Genomic DNA, 17,307 nt, shown 5'->3' with positions numbered 1-17,307 from the left:
CGTGTCGCCAGTGACTCGGCTAACACTACTCCCGGGTAAGTAACGGTTCGCAAGTCGGCCGGAATCGGCGGATCGCTCCGGTATTCGGCGTTGCCAGTAGTTGTCCGCCCCGATTCCAGAGCGATGCTCGCAATAGTTGACAACGCTCTCTGAAACGCGCATCGTTTCTGCTATGCCGACGACACCCCGCGCCCGCGCCAGGGCTCAGACCATGAACGACATCGTCCGGATCGGGCGCGAGCACTTGGCGACCGAGGGTGCGGCCGCGCTGTCGCTGCGCGCGGTGGCACGTGACCTCGGCGTGGTCTCCTCGGCCGTCTACCGGTATGTCCGCAGTCGCGACGAACTGCTCACCCTGCTCGTCGTGGACGGCTACAACGCACTCGGCGACGCGGTCGACGAAGCGCTGGCCGAGAGCGGGGACGATCCGATCGAGGGGCTACGAGTGCTCGGCCGCACAGTGCGGCGCTGGGCGCTGGCCGAGCCGGCCCGCTACGGGTTGCTGTTCGGCACACCGGTTCCCGGCTACGACGCGCCCGCCACCGAGACCATCGCTCCTGGCACCAGGGTGATCGCCGCGCTGCTCGCCCTGTTCGCCCGCGCCCATCGCGCGGGCCGACTCGCCGCACCCGGCGAGCAGCCGCGGATATCCGCGCCGCTCGCGGGCAGCTTCGCGCTGATCCGGGACGAGTTCCGGCTCGACCTACCAGATTGGCTGATCGTCCGCGGCGTGACGTTCTGGGTCGGTCTGTTCGGGGCGGTGAGCGCGGACGTGTTCGACATGTACGGCGCCCAGACCTTCGCCGACCGCGACGAGCTGTTCGAACTCCAGCTCGGCGGACTGCTGGACCTGCTCGGTCACCGCGGATGAGCTCCCGGCCGACCGGGGGCCGGTGAGCGGTCGCGGCGGCATGTGCTGCGATGGAACGCGTGACGACGCCCGGCCGACAGTCTGCAGCAACCGCATGGGCGCACCGGATGGGTGCGCGCATGCCCCTGGTCAACGCGCCGATGGGGGGTGTGGCGGGCGGACGGCTCGCCGCGGCGGTGACCGCCGCCGGTGGACTCGGCATGATCGGAATGGGCAGCGCCGGATCGGTCGCGGCGCTGGAGCGGGAGTTGCCGCACGTCCGCGGCAGCGACGGCCCTTTCGGCATCGGTCTGGTCGACTGGGTGGTCGCGAAGGAGCCGCGTCTGCTGGAGGTCGCGATCGCAGCCCGTCCCGCACTGATCTCGGTGAGCTTCGGGGAAGACCTGGACTGGGCGGCACGCGTCGCGGACGCGGGGATCGTCCCGGCCACCCAGGTGTACAGCGAGCAGGATGCGCGGCGTGCGCAAGACGGCGGTGTCGGCCTCTTGGTCGCCCGCGGTGTGGAGGGCGGCGGACACGGCGCCGTGAACTCCGCGCTGCTGCCGCTTCTGGAGGAGGTGCTGGAGGTGGCGTCGGTTCCCGTACTCGCGGCGGGCGGAATCGGCACACCGGGGGACCTGGCCACCGTGTTGCGAGCCGGAGCCGGTGGCGCCTGGCTCGGCACCTGTCTGGCAGCGTGTTCGGAGTCGCTGCTGCCGGAGGCGGCCCGTCGCGCCATGATCGACGCGCGCGGCGACGACACGGTGCTCACCCGCGCCTACGACGTGGGAATGGAATTGCCCTGGCCGACAAGGTTTCCCGCGCGAGTCTTGCGCACCGGATTCACCGATCGGTGGACCGGACGCGAAGACGAACTCGCCATGGACGCGGCGGCCAAGCGCGCACTCGCCGCGGCGCTCGCCGCCGCCGACCCGGCCGTCACGCCCATCGACGCGGGGGAGGGCGTCGGCCTGGTCACCGCCGTGGAACCGGTCGCGCGCGTGCTGGAGCGGCTGTGGGCGGGTGCGGCCGGGTCGGTCGCGAGCTGAGCGTTTCAGTCCTCGCTGCTGCTTCGGTCACCGAGATAGCGGATCAGCTCGGGATCGGAAGAGACCAGCCGGTCGACCTCCTCGCCACCGGTGCACTGGTAGAGGGCGACGGTGACCGAACCGGATCGACGTCCGGCGACGCGCCAGATCCCGCCGGAATCGGTCCAGCGCCGCAGCACTTCGATGGGATCGTCGGTCATCGTCCACCTCCGCGCGATGGTGTACCCAGCGGCGTCACCGTGGCACGGTGACCGGATCGGCGCAACTGGCGGGCACGTCGACAAGGGAGCAATCCTTCGGCGCACGGGTCGGCCGGTAATCGGGCGCGACGCCGCCACTGCGGGTGATGCCGGTGTACGCGGCCACCGCGTCCGTCGGCTTGCGCGTCAGGGTTGGATCGGTCAGGACATCGACGGTGTAGAGACCGAAACGCGGTGTGTAGGAACCCCACTCGTAGTTGTCGGTGAGACTCCAGTAGTTGTAGCCGATCAGGTTCATGCCGTCGGCCTTGGCGCGCTGGAGCCAGTAGACGGTGTCGCGCAGCGAGTCGGCGCGGCCGTATCCGTCCGCGCGTGGCAGGCCGTTCTCGGTGGGCATCCCGTTCTCGACGATGTAGAGCGGCTTACCGGGGAACTGACGCGCATAGTGCTGCAGCGCGTAGTAGATCCCCTCCGGCTGCAGCGGGTTCTTCCACAACTCGGTGAAACTAGCGGAAGCGGTGAGGCTGTCGGGGGAGAGGCCGTAGTAGTAGTCGATGCCGATGTAGTCGAGCTTCGCGGCGATCCTGTCCATCAGCGGCTTGTTCACCACGTCCTCGCCGCCGGGGATGTAGGCGACATTGCTGGTCACCATGGCGCCCGGCTGAACCCGGTGGATGTAGTCGTAGATGCCGTCGTGGGCCCTGGCGATCCGGTCCTGCATCGCGGGCGCCGCCGCGGGCGGCAATCCGCCGTTGCGCAGTTCGTTCACCAGGTAGAAGGCGGGCTCGTTGAACGTGACCCATAGCGGCTGGTACGGCGCGTAGCGGTCCACGACCGCGCGTGCGTTGGCCAGCCAGTCCTCGATGATCCCCGGGTTGTTCCAACCCCCGCGGTCCACCGCCCAGCCCGGGTAGACCCAGTGGTCGATGGTGATCATGGGGCGCATGCCTGCCGCGGTGATCGCGCCGACGACGTCGTCGTAGAACTTCAGCCCTGCGGGATCCCAGGTGCCTGGTTCGGGCTGCAGGCGAGCCCACTCGACGCCGATGCGATACACCTTCACGCCCAGATCGGCCGCGAGGGCGATGTCGGAGCGGTAGCGCGAGTAGAAGTCGATCGAATCCAGGTAGGGATCCGTCGTCTTCCCGGACGCGACATAGCGGGACCAGTTGCTGTCCGGTGCGTGGCCTTCCGATTGGTATCCCGACGAGGCGACGCCCCAGAGGAAATCCGGGCCCATAGGCGCCACCGCGGCGGGCGGCGCGGGACGGGCGGCCGCTGGAGTGGCGCCTCCGAGCAGTACCGCGGCGACGGCCGCCAGCGCAGCCGACAGATGGCGGCGGTGTGAACGCATCGAACTCCTGTTCCGAGAAGTGGCGGGCCCTCGTGGATACCTCGGCGCACGAGGCCGCGGTGGGGAGGGCGGCATGGGGGACAGGGTAACTGGTCGCTTGACCGTTTTCTTGGACTCGGGGAAGGCGGGGAGCCCGGGCTGAATGGTCCTGCGGAGCGGAGAACCGCAACGACCGCGATGCCGGCGCAGGACATGAGTGTCTACATATGGATACGTAGATATTCGCATCAAACTATCTATTCTACTGACCCTCAAACGCCACATTCCTAAAAGACAGCAAGGACGGAGGGGGGCGAATCGGCTGTGAGATGTCCCTCGGTCACGGCCTGGGTCACCTGATCGGAAGCTGGGGCGTGTCAGGATTTGCCCATGGTGTCGAATCCGTTGCCGCGAGTAGCCCGACGGCTCGCCCAGCGCCGCTGGGTGATGCGGACGGCGCCGGTCGTGCTTCGGTTCGAGCGCTTGATCCGGCGCGTCACCGGCGGACGAAGGGGCGTTCTGGATGTGGCGGGCCTGCCCTCCATCGAGGTCACCGTGCCCGGCCGGAAGACCGGGATCCCGCGCACCACGTCGTTGCTGTACGTGCCACGTGGTGCGGACTTCATCGTCCTCGGCTCGAATTGGGGTAGTCCCCGGCATCCGGCGTGGTCGGCGAATCTGCGCGCCGCGGATACCGCCTCGGTCCGCCACAAGGGCGAGCAGTTCCTGGTCGCGGTGCGTGAGATAGACGGCGCGGAGCGCAAGTCCGTCTGGGATCTGGCGGTGGAGTTCTGGCCCGGCTACGCCATGGAGTACGAGCTCTCCGGCGGCCGGCTGTTCCGGATCTTCGAGCTGCGTCGGAAGTCGCACTGAGGCAACGCGAATCGTCAGAGGCGCGGGGTGGGTGCGGACGGTTACGGTGGGGCGGTGACCACGCATCTGACCCACTGGGGGGCCTTCGAGGCGGACAGCGACGGTGAACGGCTCACGGAGGTGCGGCCGTGGCGTGGTGACCCGGAGCCGATGCCGTTGATCGGCAATGTCGCTTCGGCGCAGCATCACCCCACTCGTATCGATCGGCCGTATGTGCGCCGGGGCTGGCTGGAGAACGGGCCCGGGCCGGGCCCGCGCGGTTCGGAGGCTTTCGTTCCGGTGTCCTGGGAGCGGGCGTTGGACCTGCTGGCCGGCGAGCTCGGCCGGGTGTACCGGCGGTACGGTGCGGCGGCGGTGTTCGGCGGTTCGTACGGCTGGGCCAGCGCGGGGCGCTTCCATCACGCGCAGAGCCAATTGCACCGCTTCCTCAACTGCCTCGGCGGCTACGTCCGGCACGTGAACAGCTACAGCTTGGGCACCTCGACGGTGCTGCTGCCGTACGTCATCGGTGACATCGGCTGGGTGACGCAACAGGCCACGGCGAAGGCGGTACTGGCCGAGCACTCCGAACTCGTGGTGGCTTTCGGTGGTCTGTCGCCGAAGAACGCGGCCGTGTCACCGGGCGGGGTCTCCCGGCACAACATGCGGGGCTGGATCACGGCGGCGCGAGACCGGGGCTGCCGGTTCGTGTCGATCAGTCCGTTGCGCGACGACACCCCGCCGGAGAGTGCAGCCGAGTGGATCGCGCCGGTGCCGGGCACCGATGTGGCGATGATGCTCGCGCTGGCTCAGGTGCTGGACGCGGAAGGCCTGGCCGACCAGAAGTTCCTACGCGAGTACACGGTCGGTTACGACCGATTCGCGGCGTATCTTCGTGGGTCGGCGGACGGAGTCGTCAAGAATCCGGAGTGGGCCGAGGCGATCACCGGCGTGCGGGCCGAGCGCATCCGGATGCTGGCGCGCGAGATGGCCGCTGCCCGGACTCTGGTGACGGTGAGCTGGTCGCTGCAGCGGGCGCGTCATGGTGAGCAGCCGGTGTGGGCCGGTGTGGTGCTCGCGGCGATGCTGGGGCAGATCGGGCTTCCCGGTGGCGGGTTCGGGCATGGTTACGGATCGGCCGCGGGCGTCGGTGAGCCCGCGCGCGGGCCGGTGCCTCGTCTTCCGCAGGGGCGCAACGGCGTCGACGCGTTCATTCCGGTCGCGCGGATCGCGGACATGCTGCTGAACCCGGGTGCGCCCTATCGGTACAACGGTCGGGAACTGGTGTATCCGGATGTGCGGTTGGTCTATTGGTGTGGTGGCAATCCGTTTCATCACCACCAGGACCTGGCCCGTTTGCGGGCGGCGTTCGGACGCCCGGACACGGTCGTGGTGCACGACGCGTTCTGGACGGCTACCGCGCGGCACGCGGACATCGTGCTGCCGTCGACGATGTCGATCGAGCGGGACGATTTCGGTGCGGGAGAGGGTGATCGGTCGTTGTTCGCGATGCGCGCGTTGACCCGTCCGCCCGCCGATGCGCGCGACGATTTCCGGATCTTCGCCGAGACGGCCGATCGGCTGGGGGTCGGCAAGGAGTTCACCGAAGGACGGTCCGTCGCGGAGTGGCTGCGGCATCTGTACGAGCGGTGGCGTGCCGAGCGGTCGGATGCGGGACACGACTTCCCGGATTTCGACCTGTTCTGGTCCGGTGAGGCGATCGAGCTTCCGGTGCCGGACCCACGGCAGGTGCTGGCTGCGGACTTTCGCGCCGATCCGGACCGATACCCGCTCGCCACGCCCAGCGGGAAGATCGAGATCTTCTCGACGACCATCGATGGCTTCGGGTACGCCGATTGCCCGCCGCATCCGGTGTGGCTGGAGCCGGAGGAGTGGCTCGGTGGTCGGGTGGCGCAGCGGTTTCCGGTGCAGTTGGTGGCGAATCAGCCGCGCACGAAGTTGCACAGTCAGCTCGATGTGGGCGCCTACAGCCAGTCGGTGAAGATCTCGGGGCGCGAACCGATCCGGATGCATCCCGCGGACGCCGGCGCTCGTGGCCTGTGTGCTGGTGACATCGTGCGGGTGTTCAACGACCGGGGTAGTTGCCTGGCCGGCCTGGTGGTGGACGAGGGGGTGCGGCCCGGTGTCGCGCAGCTGTCCACGGGCGCGTGGTACGACCCCGATCCGGCGGATCCGGCGTTCTGCCGCCACGGCAATCCGAATGTGCTCATCGCCGATCGTCCGTCCTCGACGCTCAGCCAAGGGTGCGCGGGGCAGCTCACCATGGTGCAGATCGAGCGCTATGCGGGAGCACTCACGGACGTGGCTGTGCTGCGCCCGCCGGGCAGGCTGGGCGAGGACGCACTGTGAGGTCGCCGTGCGGGCGATGGCGGTATCGGGTTTCGGCGTGCCGGGTGTGATGGCCGGTCGGCAGTGTCGGCCGGTGCCTCTACCATTCCCCGGGTGACCGGATACGACCCGCTCGATGCGTTCGAGCATCTCGACACCTCGACGTTGCCGCCGCGCCAGCAGCGGATTCTCGCCACGATTCGGGACTGGGTTCAGCGCTACGGGTATCCGCCGAATACGCGCGAGATCGGTGCTGCGGTGGGTCTGCGGTCGGCGTCGTCGGTGTCCAAGCATCTGCGGAGCTTGGAGGAGCGTGGTTTTCTGCGGCGCGGCCGCACGGTGTCGCGTCCGATCGATGTGCGGATGTTCTTGCAGGCCTCGGCGCGGGAGACGGCGGAGGATTCGGTAGCGGTGCCGGTGGTGGGTGATATCGCGGCGGGCGCTCCGATCCTGGCCCAGGAGCATGCCGACGACACGATGACGTTGCCGCGTGAACTCGTCGGCCGCGGCACGGTGTTCGGGTTGCGGGTGCGTGGTGATTCGATGGTCGATGCGGCCATCTGCGACGGTGACATCGTGGTGGTGCGGCAGCAGCACGAGGCGCATTCGGGGGAGATCGTGGCGGCGATGATCGATGGGGAAGCGACGGTGAAGGTCTACCGGCGGCGTAACGGTCACGTGTTCTTGGAGCCGCGCAATCCCGCCTACGAGGTGATCGATGGCGACGAAGCCGTGGTGCTCGGCAAGGTCGTGTCGGTGATGCGGCGGGTCTGACCTCGACGAATCGGCGGTGCGCCGGGTGCGGTGATCGTGGCGGTCGTACCCTGAACGGCATGTCGGAGTTGGTGCGGATGCCGTCCGGCGCCGGGTTCGAGCGGCTGGTGGGCTTGCTGGACGGGCGCCGGGTGGTCGCGTTGACCGGCGCCGGGATCTCGACCGACAGCGGGATCCCGGATTATCGTGGTCCGTCCTCGCCGCCGCGCAACCCGATGACCTACCAGCAGTTCGTGGGCGATCCGGTGTTCCGGCAGCGGTACTGGGCGCGTAATCACGTCGGCTGGCGGCGGATGGACGGATCGTGGCCGAATCCGGGGCATCGGGCGCTGGCGCGGCTGGAGCGCATGGGCGTGGTCAGCGGGTTGATCACGCAGAATGTGGATCTGTTGCACACCAAGGCGGGGCATCGGCGGGTGATCGACCTGCACGGCACCTACGCGCGGGTGCGCTGCCTCGGTTGCGGATCGCTGATCTCACGGATGTCGCTGGCCGACCGGCTGGAGGCGGCGAACCCGGGCTTCGCGGAGGCGGTGACCACCGATGGGCTGGAGGTGGCGCCGGACGCCGACGCGGTGGTCGCCGACACCACGGGCTTCCGGATGGTGGACTGCGAGCGCTGTGGCGGACTGCTGAAGCCGGACATCGTCTATTTCGGGGAGAGCGTGCCGAAGGAGCGGGTTGTCGCGGCCTACGAACTGGTCGAGGCCGCGGACGTGCTGCTGGTGGCCGGGTCGTCGTTGACCGTGATGTCGGGATTGCGTTTCGTGCGCCACGCCGCAAAGCGCGGTCGTCGCGTCGTCATCGTCAATCGGGGGCGCACGCGCGGCGACGAGCTGGCGGCGCTGACGTTGGACGGCGGGTGTTCGACGGTGTTGCCCGCGCTCACCGAGTGTTTGGACGGGACGCGCGTGCCGGCCACGGCCGATCCCGCAGGGCGCGCGTAGTCCCGATCGTGTGCTCATTGCGGCCGGGACCGCGGTGCAGCGCGTGTGACCCGTTCCGGCATGGACATCGGTCATTGACCAGGGGGACGTTTCCCGTGGCGTGGTGGTGCTATTCGGGGAAGGAGTGGACACAGTGCCCCGATGAGGGGCGATCGAAGGAGGATCCCGTGGCCGAGAAGAGCTATCGCTCCGCCGAAACCGGTGAATACGTGAGTGAGGAGACCGCGGCGGAGAACCCGAGGACGACGCTCGGTGAGGACGAGCCGCACGCTGGGGACAATCGGCGTGACCGCTCGGCGATCACCGGGCACTTCGTCAAGCCCGATACCAGCCGTCGGCACCCCGACACCACCGTGACCGAAAACGGGTGACTGGATTTCGGATCCGCGTCGTACCTGATCGCGGCAGGTCGGCGCGGGAAGAGCGCCCGCGCCCGGGTTCAGGATCGCGCTGATCGCAATCATTCTGCGAACCGTCCGCACACCTTACTGTTCCGGACAGTACTTCTCGTGTGAGGACCGTGTCAGATGACGTTGCAGTTGGATCCGGACACCTCCGCGCCGCCTTCCGCCTCCGTCGAGGCGGTGACCGAGAGCTCGTTCCCGTTCGCTCGCAGGCTGATCGGCTTGGCGCGGGCTTCTTCCGGTTTGGTCTTGGCGGTGATCATCTGGCAGCTGGGCGCTCGATCCTGGCTGGGGGCGACCACTCCCGCGCCGACGGAGGTGCTCGAGGCGGGGTGGGAGCTGATCAGGTCGGGGGAGTTGTGGCAGCATCTGGCGGCCTCCGGGCGCCGGGTCGCGGTCGGGTTGGCCATCGGCATCGGCATCGGTCTGGTGTGCGGGGTGGCGGCGGGGTTGTTCCGTGTCGCCGAGGATCTGGTTAACGGTCCGCTGCAGGCGTTGCGGATGTTGCCGACGCTGGCTTTGGTGCCGGTGTTCATCATCTGGTTCGGTATCGGCGATTCGTTCAAGATCGCGCTGATCATCGTCGCGCCGATCTTCCCGATCTATCTGAACGTGCTGGCGGGGATCCGGGGCGTGGACCGGCGGCTGGTGGAGGCGGCGGAGTCGCTGGGGCTCAACAGGTTCGAGTTGACCACGAAGATCATCCTGCCCGGAGCGTTGCCGCAGATCTTCGTCGGTTTGCGGCAGGCGCTCGGCATCGGCTGGCTGACCTTGGTGGTCGCGGAGATGCAGACGACGCCGGTCGGTCTCGGGTTCTTGATGAACGATGCCAAGGAGTTCCTGCGGACCGACCAGATCTTCCTGGTCCTGGTGATCTACGCGGTGCTGGGGTTGCTCACCGATCTGTTCGTGCGCGTGCTGGAACATCGGTTCCTGGCGTGGCGCACCGGATACGAGGGGAAGTAGATGACCGCCACCATCGGAACCGGTGTCCGCATCCGCGGGGCGGCGCGTGCCTTCGGCGGGCGCACGGTACTGCGCGGGGTGGATCTGGAGATCGCGCCGGGTGAATTCGTCGCGCTGCTCGGTGCCAGCGGCTCGGGCAAGAGCACGCTGCTGCGTGGAATCGGTGGTCTCGACCGCGGCTTCAGCGGGTTGTTCGAGGTGCCCGGTTCGAAGGCGATCGTGTTCCAGGAGCATCGGCTGATTCCGTGGATCAACGTGTGGCGCAACGTCGTTCTCGGCGTCTACGGGGCCGGTAAGGCGCGGGCGTTGACGGCGCTGGAGGAAGTGGGGCTCACCGCGAAAGCGGATGCGTGGCCCGCGACGCTGTCGGGTGGGGAAGCGCAGCGTGTCGCACTGGCCAGGGCGCTGGTCCGCAATCCGGAGCTGCTGCTGCTCGACGAGCCGTTCGGTGCTCTCGACGCGCTGACCCGGTTGAAAGTGCAGGCTCTGGTGGCGCGTCTGTGGACGCTGCACCGGCAGTCGGTGCTGCTGGTGACTCATGACGTGGAAGAGGCGCTGCTGCTGGCGGATCGTGCGCTCGTGCTGCGTGCGGGCCGCATCGCCGAATCCTTCGCTATCACCGTCGCCCGCCCGCGTTCGGTGGTCGACCCCGAATTCTCCGACCTTCGCCGCCGGTTGCTGCTCGCACTCGGCGTGAACCCCGAGGCACCGACAGGAGCAGACGCATGAGTGAACCGTTGCAGATCAGTACCGACGTCTTGGTGATCGGCGGCGGGCCCGCCGCCTGCTGGGCGGCGATCCATGCCCGCGAGGCCGGCGCCGAGGTGACGTTGGTGGACAAGGGCTACTGCGGGACCAGCGGCGCCACCGCCCCTTCCGGCACCGGCGTGTGGTATGTGGCGCCGGAGGCGACCGCGCGGGCGAACGCGAAGGCCAGCCGGGAGGCGTTGGGCGGGCATCTGGCCGACCACTATTGGATGGACCGGGTACTCGATCAGACGTACGCGAACATGAATCGGCTCGCGGTGGAGGGGCGGTATCCGTTCCCCGTCGATCCCGCTACGGGTGAGCAGATCCGCACCGGTGTGCAGGGGCCGGAGTACATGCGGCGGATGCGGGCGTGGGTGAAGCGTGCCGGGGTGCGCGTCCTCGATCACTCGCCCGCGCTGGAATTGCTGGTGGACGACGACGGTGTGGTGCGCGGCGCCGCGGGCTACCAGCGTCAGGCCGACCGGGACTACCGCGTGGTGGCCGGTGCGGTGGTGCTGGCCACCGGCGGTTGCGCGTTCCTGTCCCGTGCGCTGGGCACCAATGTCGATACCGGTGACGGCGCGCTGATGGCGGCCGAGGTGGGTGCGCGGTTCTCGGGGATGGAATTCTCCAACGCTTATGCGATCGTGCCGAAGGGCTCGACGATCACCAAGACCGCCTACTACGGGTATGCGACGTTCTTCCACGAGGACGGAAGGATGCTGGAGGGGGCGGGCTCGACCAAGGGCCGTTCGGTGATCGCGCGGACTCTGTTGCGGGAGAGGGTGTTCGCGCAGCTGGATCGGGCCGATGCGGCGGTGCAGGCGCAGATGCGGCTGGGTCAGCCGAATTTCTTCCTGCAGTTCGATCGGCGCGGGATCAATCCGTTCACCGATCGGTTCGAGGTGGACCTGCTCGCCGAGGGCACCGTCCGCGGCACCGGCGGCATCGATGTCGTCGACGACGACTGCGCCACCACGGTGCCGGGACTGTACGCCGCGGGTGACGCGGCGACCAGGGAACGGATTTGCGGTGGCTTCACCGGTGGGGGCAGCCACAATTCGGCGTGGGCGATGTCGTCGGGTAGTTGGGCGGGCCGTGGCGCGGCGTTGTTCGCGTTGGGGGCGGGCCGGGTCGGGAGTGCCGATGTGCGGGGCGCGGGGCGTACCGGGTTGCGGCCGGAGCACGCGGAGTCGGTGTCGGCCGCGGATGTGGTGGCGGCGGCGCAGCAAGAGGTGATTCCGTTCGAAAAGAACTACTTGCGCCATGGTGACCGGATCCGGCCCGCCGTGGAGCGGCTGGACGATGTGTGGGCCGACGCCAGCCGTGGTTTGGGCGGCGGTACGGGAGACGAGCGGGTGCGTGCTCGGCAGGCGGCGGCCATGACCGCCGTGGGGCGGCTGATGTATCGGTCGACGCTGGCGCGCACCGAGACGCGGGGGATGAGCAAACGCGCGGATCACCCGGATCTGGACCCCAAGCAGCACCATCACATCCTGTCCGGCGGGCTCGACGAGGTGTGGACGGCGACGTCGGCGGCGGCCACCACCCTGGCGGTGGCGTGATGATCGAAATCCTGCGCGCGGGTGACTGCATCGCCTGCGACAAGTGCGTGGAGGTGTGCCCGACGAATGTGTTCGACCGCACCGACAGCGGCATTCCGGTCATCGCGCGGCAATCGGATTGCCAGACCTGTTTCATGTGCGAGGCCTACTGCCCGACGGACGCGCTGTACGTCGATCCGGAGGCGACGCCGCTGGCCGATCACGACGCCGTGCGCGGCGAGCACATCGGCCGCTACCGCAAGGAGATCGGCTGGGGCCGCGGCCGTAAACCGGGCAGTCTGGTCGCGGTGGGACCGCGTCTGCCGCACGGCACTGCGCCGCCGCGGTTGTCGGAACTGTGAACTACGAAAGCGAATCATGCGCAAACTTCGGCTGATGGTGCCTGCTGTCGTGTCCGCCTTGCTGCTGGTCCTCACCGGCTGTGGGTCGGACGACGCGGGTTCGGCGACTCGCGCCGAGATCAAGACCCTCCGTATCGGCACGATCGGCACCGGCAACGTGCTGACCGGGCCGGTCGGCTTCGCTCATCAGCGTGGCGCTGTGCTGCCCGCGCTGAAGCCGCTGGGGGTGGACGCCGTCGAGGTCTACAGCTTCCCCAACGGGCCGGACTTGAACCAGGCTCTGGTCGGTGGGCGCCTCGATGTCGCCACCTACGGTGACACCCCTGCGCTGGTGGCGCGCGGCAGCGGGTTGAAGACGCGGTTGCTGGCCATCGCGGCGGTGAACTACAACGCCGGTGTGGTGGCCAAGGATCCGGCGATCCGTACGCTGAAGGATCTGGCGGGCAGGAAGATCGGTGTGCAGTCGGGTTCGTATATCGATCGCTATCTGCAGGGTGCGCTGAAGGCAGAGGGTATTCAGGCGCAGCTGGTGCATCTGCTGGCCACCGACGCGGAGGCGCCACTCAACGGCGGTGACGTCGCGGCGGTCGCGTTGCCGGATGTGAACCCGTCGTCGTTCTTCCACGCGTTCTTGGCCAAGGGTTTCCACCAGGTCGACTCGATTCACGACAATCATCCCGATCTGGCCGGCACCAGCTCTTCGGTGAGCAGCCAGGACTTTCTCGACAGTCATCCTCGGTTCGGTGCCGCGTGGCAGTCGGTGATCGCCGAGGCCAACCGGTATGCCAAGCAGCACTGGGACGAATACGTGAACTACGAGGTGTCGCAGTCGAAATCGCCGGAAGCGGTGGTGCGTGCGACCGCGCGGCAAAGCTACATTCCCGACGAGATCTTCGCGCCGCAGGGCGTCCAGTTGCTGACGGGTACCAAGCAGTTCCTCGTGGAGCAGAAGAAGATCCGGGAGGATTTCGGTGTGGAGGAGTGGTTCTACCGGCCGGAGCGGCCCGGACAGGGCTGAGCCGATCCGGGCCGGCATCGTTCGGAAGTATCGACCGGGGTCGCGTCGCGGTGGCCAACGAGCTCGACAGCAGCGCGGTGGTGCCGGTTTCGACCGACGGAGCGTTCGTCGATGCCGCCAGGTGACACCGAAGCGGTGGGTGTCAGCGGTGGGGTGCGATCAGTCCGATCGCGGATTCGACCGCCACGTCGACGATGCTCGCGATGTCGTCGCCGTCTTCCACGGTGGTGGCGATGAGTTCGCGGAAGCCGCCGAAGAGGATCGTGGCCACCTGGCGCGATGGCGGCCGCAGTCCGGCGGCCGCGAATTCCGGTGTGTCGGCGAGTTTCTGGATGAGCGTCACGAATGCCGCGCCGACCTCGCGCTGCAGCTGCCGCGTGTCGTCCCCGAGAGCGGGGATGACACGGATCCAGCTGAGGGTGAGGGAGGGTTCTTGTTGGGCGGTGCGGATCCAGGCTTCGATGGCCTGGCGTACTTGGGTGCGCCAGGGCAGGTGCGGGTCGACGGCGGCCTCGATCCGTTGGATCATGTCCTTGTTGTGCTCGGTGAGCAGGGCGATGAAGCAGTCCTGTTTGCTGGTGAAGTGCTCGTAGAAGGTGCGGCGCGAGGTGCGGGCGTAGCGGACCACGTCGGCGACGGTGGAGTCCTGGTAGCCGCGCTCGCGCACCGCGGTGGCCATGGCGTCGAGCAGGCGGCGGCGGAACCCCGGATCCTGGCCGTTGTCGGCGGCGGTGCGGGGTACGGGCGCGGCGCGGGTCACGAGAATCAGGGTAGTTACTCCCTTCGGTTCGCCGCGTCCGGCCCGAGCGTCGCAGGGCGGTGGTCGGGCCGTGCATTGCCCAGCACCGGGTCGCGATGTCTTGGCCTTTCCCGTGGTCGGGCAGAGCGCCGCCACGGGGGACGCGATGGTGCCGTCATCGGTGCGACCGTAGCGCAGGGCGTGCACGTCGTGGGCGTGGCTCGTGCCCAGCCGCCTGGGGGCGGGTCGATGTCACGCAGTACGTAGCCGCCGACCGGCTGGCAGGCGGGCGCGGCGACGATCAGGACGTCGAGATGTGCGCTCATGCCGTGGCCTCGACGGCGCGCTCGAGCGCTTGCCCGCTGGGTGTCCGGCGATGCACCACGGCGCGGCCCTTCTGTGCCGGGACCAGTGCGACGCCGCGGAAGTGGGTGCGCTCGTCGCGGGCGGTGGTGGGTTCGAGTGTGAAATCGCGCAGCAGCGTGCGCAGGACGACGTTCATCTCCAAGGTGGCGAAGGCGGCGCCGATACAGCGGCGGCTGCCGCCGCCGAACGAGATCCAGCTGAACGTGCCGGGACGGACACCGACGAACCGGTCGGGGTGGAAGGCGCGGGCGTCGGGGAAGAGTTCCTCGTTGTCGTGCATCAGCCGGATGTTGGCCACGATCTTCTGCCCGCGCGGCAGGGTCCAGCGGCCCAGCTGCACGGTTTCGGCCCGAACCTGGCGGAACGTCGCGTCGATCACCGGCCGCACTCGCTGCACCTCCAGCAGCGTGGCTTCGCGCAGTTGCGAACCCCCGGCGTCGGCTTCGGCGACCAAGCGGCGCAGCACGTCCGGGTGCCTGCGCAGCCGCTCGATCGTCCACGCCAGCGTCGTGGCGGTGGTCTCGTGCCCGGCGGTGAGCAGGGTCAGCAGTTCGTCGGCGATCTCACCGCGCGACATGGCCGAGCCGTCGTCGTAGCGGGCTTGCAGCATCATCGCCAGCACGTCGTCGCGCTCATCGATGCGGTTCTCGGCTGCGGCGCGGTCGATGAGCTGGCCGACGATCTCGTCGTAGCGGCGGCGGTGGGCCGCGAAGCGCGCCCAGGGGCCGAATCTGCCCAGCGTCCGCTGGGGGACCGGGACGGCGGCGAGGGCGGAGGCGATCAGGACCAGTTCGGGCAGTAGTCGGCGTAGTTCCTCGAACTCCGCTCCCTCGGCGCCGAAGACCGCGCGCAGGATCACGTTGAGGGTGATGCGCATCATCGAGTCCATGGTCGCGAACTCCCGGCCCGAGGGCCAGGAGGACATCTCACGGACCGCTTCGTCTTCGATGAGCGCTTCGTACACCGTGAGTCTGCGGCCGTGGAAGGGTGGGGTGAGCAGTTTGCGCTGCTTGCGGTGTTCGGCGCCGCTGAGGGCGAACAGTGAACCGGGGCCGAGGAACTGGCCGAGGTTGACGTCGATGTTGTCGACGAGGTCGGCGCTCGTGGTGAACAGGGCTTTGATCTCGGCGGGGTCGGCGAGCACGACGGCGCGTCCGAATCGGGGCATGTGGATGGTGAAGGCCGATCCGTAACGGTCGTGCAGGCGCCGCCATGTCCGGGTGCGTCCGGTCAGGACCTGTAGGTTCTGCACGATCGGCGGGGTGGATGGCCCGTCGGGAAGTCGCACAGCGGGCATGCGCCCACCTCCTCGTGTGGTACTTCGATGTACCACCCGTACGGTACGCGTACGTACCACGCTGTGGCAAGGATTACACACGTCGTCACGAGATGTCCCACAACCGGGCACTGGGGGCGGCGAGCGCGGCGGCGATGCGGTCGAGTGCTTCGGCGGCGGGCAGCGAGCCCGGGCGGCGGCCATCGCGCAGCCGCAACGCCACTTCACCTGCGGCGACCTCCTGCGCGCCGATGACCGCCTGATACGGCACGAGCCGGTGTTCGCGGATACGCGCGGCGAGGCTGCCGCGATCGGCCGGCGAGATCGCCACCCGTAGCCCGCGGTCACGGCAGCGGCTTTCCCACCGCGCGGCCTCCGGATGCTGAGCGTCGGTCACCGGCAGCACAACCACCTGGGTGGGCGCCAGCCAGGCCGGGAACCGCCCGCCGTGACATTCGATCAGGTGGGCCACCGCCCGCTCCAAGCTGCCGATGACGCTGCGGTGCACCATGACCGGCCGGTGCGCGGCGCCGTCGGCGCCGGTGTAGCGCAGATCGAACTGCTCGGGTTGATGGAAATCGACCTGCACGGTGGACAAGGTGGATTCGCGTCCCGCGCTGTCGCGCACCTGCACGTCGATCTTCGGGCCGTAGAACGCGGCTTCGCCCTCCACCGCGTCGTAATCAAGGCCGCAGTCGTCGAGGACAGTGGTGAGCAAGGTGATCGAGCGCTCCCACAAGCGCGCGGCGGCGGCATATTTCCCGCCGGTGCCGGGCAGCGACAACCGATAGCGGGCGGCGCGGATACCCATCGCGGCGTAGGCGTCGGCGATCATCGCCAGCGCCCCGGCGACTTCGGCTTCGGCTTGCTCGAGGGTGCAGAAGATGTGCGCGTCGTTGAGTTGGATCGCGCGCACCCGGGTCAGCCCGCCCAGCACGCCCGACAGTTCCGAGCGGTACATGCCGCCCAATTCCGCGATGCGCAGGGGCAGTTCGCGATAACTGCGCGCCCGCGAACGGAACAGCAGCGCGTGGTGCGGGCACAGGCTCGGGCGCAGCAGCACTTGCTCACCGCCGAGATCCATCGGCGGAAACATCTCCTCCCGGTAATGCCGCCAGTGTCCGGACAATTCGTAGAGCTCACGCTTGCCGAGTACCGGCGAATACACGTGCTGGTAGCCCGCGCGGCGTTCGGCGGTGCGCAGGTAGTCCTCCAGGGCTTGGCGCACGGCCGCGCCGTCGGGTAGCCAGAACGGCAGTCCCGCGCCGATGAGCGGGTCGGTGTCGAACAGATTCAGCGCACGGCCGAGGATGCGATGGTCGGGCATGGTGGTCTCCTCGTCGAGAGTGGGCGAGTGACCACGAGAAGAAGCCCCGGGGCACTCGCCCCGGGGCTGGCATGAACGTGGATCAGCGCGCCGGGACGAATTCCGGCGTCGTCGTCACAGCAGCGCGCTCCATGCCGGCGACGGTAGCAGGGGCAGCCGCGCCGGCGCACCGGAGTTTTCCAAGACGCCCCCGGCGTGACG

16 protein-coding genes and 1 pseudogene are annotated in these 17,307 nt (G+C 68.6%); 12 read left to right on the top strand and 5 right to left on the bottom strand.

Going from position 1 to position 17,307, the window contains the following annotated elements; translation table 11 throughout:
* Positions 1-172: 172 nt before the first annotated feature.
* Positions 173-871: a TetR/AcrR family transcriptional regulator gene (locus tag U3653_RS19005; protein WP_195081139.1), complete on the top strand. Its 699-nt coding sequence runs from the start codon at positions 173-175 to the stop codon at positions 869-871.
* A gap of 119 nt (positions 872-990) precedes the next feature.
* Positions 991-1,899, top strand: coding sequence for an NAD(P)H-dependent flavin oxidoreductase (locus U3653_RS19000; protein ID WP_323124278.1), 909 nt, complete (start codon positions 991-993; stop codon positions 1,897-1,899).
* 5 nt (positions 1,900-1,904) lie between these two features.
* On the opposite strand, the gene U3653_RS18995 is transcribed toward U3653_RS19000, so the two are convergent.
* Together U3653_RS18995 and U3653_RS18990 are read right to left on the bottom strand one after the other, a co-directional pair.
* On the bottom strand, positions 1,905-2,099 hold the full coding sequence (locus U3653_RS18995) for a hypothetical protein (RefSeq protein ID WP_195081141.1): 195 nt from the start codon (positions 2,097-2,099) through the stop codon (positions 1,905-1,907).
* Between the two features lie 34 nt (positions 2,100-2,133).
* A complete protein-coding gene (locus tag U3653_RS18990) occupies positions 2,134-3,453 on the bottom strand; it encodes a family 1 glycosylhydrolase (protein WP_195081142.1) in 1,320 nt (439 codons plus the stop codon).
* 369 nt (positions 3,454-3,822) lie between these two features.
* On the opposite strand from U3653_RS18990, the gene U3653_RS18985 reads away from it, so the two are divergent.
* From U3653_RS18985 to U3653_RS18940, 10 genes are all read left to right on the top strand, one after another.
* Positions 3,823-4,305 carry a nitroreductase family deazaflavin-dependent oxidoreductase gene (locus U3653_RS18985; RefSeq protein ID WP_195081143.1) on the top strand — a complete coding sequence of 161 codons (483 nt, stop codon included), beginning with the start codon at positions 3,823-3,825 and terminating at the stop codon, positions 4,303-4,305.
* Between the two features lie 54 nt (positions 4,306-4,359).
* Complete coding sequence (locus U3653_RS18980; protein WP_195081144.1) at positions 4,360-6,654, top strand: molybdopterin guanine dinucleotide-containing S/N-oxide reductase; 2,295 nt, start codon at positions 4,360-4,362, stop codon at positions 6,652-6,654.
* A gap of 93 nt (positions 6,655-6,747) precedes the next feature.
* Positions 6,748-7,407, top strand: coding sequence for a transcriptional repressor LexA (gene lexA, locus U3653_RS18975; protein WP_195081145.1), 660 nt, complete (start codon positions 6,748-6,750; stop codon positions 7,405-7,407).
* A gap of 59 nt (positions 7,408-7,466) precedes the next feature.
* Entirely contained in the window at positions 7,467-8,354 is an 888-nt protein-coding gene (locus tag U3653_RS18970) for a Sir2 family NAD-dependent protein deacetylase (protein WP_195081146.1), read from the top strand.
* Between the two features lie 167 nt (positions 8,355-8,521).
* Positions 8,522-8,725, top strand: coding sequence for a hypothetical protein (locus tag U3653_RS18965; RefSeq protein ID WP_195081147.1), 204 nt, complete (start codon positions 8,522-8,524; stop codon positions 8,723-8,725).
* Between the two features lie 156 nt (positions 8,726-8,881).
* Positions 8,882-9,724, top strand: a complete 843-nt coding sequence (locus tag U3653_RS18960; RefSeq protein ID WP_195081148.1) for an ABC transporter permease — start codon at positions 8,882-8,884, stop codon at positions 9,722-9,724.
* On the top strand, positions 9,725-10,453 hold the full coding sequence (locus U3653_RS18955; protein WP_195081149.1) for an ABC transporter ATP-binding protein: 729 nt from the start codon (positions 9,725-9,727) through the stop codon (positions 10,451-10,453).
* Complete coding sequence (locus U3653_RS18950; RefSeq protein ID WP_195081150.1) at positions 10,450-12,039, top strand: FAD-dependent oxidoreductase; 1,590 nt, start codon at positions 10,450-10,452, stop codon at positions 12,037-12,039. Before U3653_RS18955 ends, U3653_RS18950 begins: the two co-directional genes overlap by 4 nt.
* On the top strand, positions 12,039-12,380 hold the full coding sequence (locus tag U3653_RS18945; protein ID WP_195081151.1) for a 4Fe-4S dicluster domain-containing protein: 342 nt from the start codon (positions 12,039-12,041) through the stop codon (positions 12,378-12,380). The genes U3653_RS18950 and U3653_RS18945 overlap by 1 nt, the downstream gene beginning before the upstream one ends.
* A gap of 16 nt (positions 12,381-12,396) precedes the next feature.
* A complete protein-coding gene (locus U3653_RS18940; protein ID WP_195081152.1) occupies positions 12,397-13,398 on the top strand; it encodes an ABC transporter substrate-binding protein in 1,002 nt (333 codons plus the stop codon).
* A 142-nt stretch (positions 13,399-13,540) separates the two neighbouring features.
* On the opposite strand, the gene U3653_RS18935 is transcribed toward U3653_RS18940, so the two are convergent.
* The 3 genes and pseudogenes from U3653_RS18935 to thrS all read right to left on the bottom strand — a co-directional run.
* On the bottom strand, positions 13,541-14,158 hold the full coding sequence (locus U3653_RS18935; protein WP_323124277.1) for a TetR/AcrR family transcriptional regulator: 618 nt from the start codon (positions 14,156-14,158) through the stop codon (positions 13,541-13,543).
* Between the two features lie 301 nt (positions 14,159-14,459).
* Positions 14,460-15,800, bottom strand: a complete 1,341-nt coding sequence (locus U3653_RS18930; RefSeq protein ID WP_195081153.1) for a cytochrome P450 — start codon at positions 15,798-15,800, stop codon at positions 14,460-14,462.
* 85 nt (positions 15,801-15,885) lie between these two features.
* Positions 15,886-17,109: pseudogene (thrS, locus tag U3653_RS18925) on the bottom strand (threonine--tRNA ligase); the annotation flags it as partial.
* Between the last annotated feature and the right edge of the window lie 198 nt (positions 17,110-17,307).

Source organism: Nocardia implantans (assembly GCF_035544775.1).
GTDB classification, from domain to species: domain Bacteria; phylum Actinomycetota; class Actinomycetes; order Mycobacteriales; family Mycobacteriaceae; genus Nocardia; species Nocardia implantans.
Note: the sequence above shows the minus strand (reverse complement) of the source record. Positions and strands in the feature narration are given on the sequence as shown.

Coding starts and splice junctions, on each gene's coding strand:
- U3653_RS18960 (WP_195081148.1), top strand. CDS start 8,882: ATGACGTTGCAGTTGGATCCGGACACCTCCGCGCCGCCTTCCGCCTCC.
- U3653_RS19005 (WP_195081139.1), top strand. CDS start 173: ATGCCGACGACACCCCGCGCCCGCGCCAGGGCTCAGACCATGAACGAC.
- U3653_RS19000 (WP_323124278.1), top strand. CDS start 991: ATGCCCCTGGTCAACGCGCCGATGGGGGGTGTGGCGGGCGGACGGCTC.
- U3653_RS18985 (WP_195081143.1), top strand. CDS start 3,823: ATGGTGTCGAATCCGTTGCCGCGAGTAGCCCGACGGCTCGCCCAGCGC.
- U3653_RS18945 (WP_195081151.1), top strand. CDS start 12,039: ATGATCGAAATCCTGCGCGCGGGTGACTGCATCGCCTGCGACAAGTGC.
- U3653_RS18940 (WP_195081152.1), top strand. CDS start 12,397: ATGCGCAAACTTCGGCTGATGGTGCCTGCTGTCGTGTCCGCCTTGCTG.
- U3653_RS18970 (WP_195081146.1), top strand. CDS start 7,467: ATGTCGGAGTTGGTGCGGATGCCGTCCGGCGCCGGGTTCGAGCGGCTG.
- U3653_RS18955 (WP_195081149.1), top strand. CDS start 9,725: ATGACCGCCACCATCGGAACCGGTGTCCGCATCCGCGGGGCGGCGCGT.
- U3653_RS18990 (WP_195081142.1), bottom strand. CDS start 3,453: ATGCGTTCACACCGCCGCCATCTGTCGGCTGCGCTGGCGGCCGTCGCC.
- U3653_RS18950 (WP_195081150.1), top strand. CDS start 10,450: ATGAGTGAACCGTTGCAGATCAGTACCGACGTCTTGGTGATCGGCGGC.
- U3653_RS18995 (WP_195081141.1), bottom strand. CDS start 2,099: ATGACCGACGATCCCATCGAAGTGCTGCGGCGCTGGACCGATTCCGGC.
- U3653_RS18930 (WP_195081153.1), bottom strand. CDS start 15,800: ATGCCCGCTGTGCGACTTCCCGACGGGCCATCCACCCCGCCGATCGTG.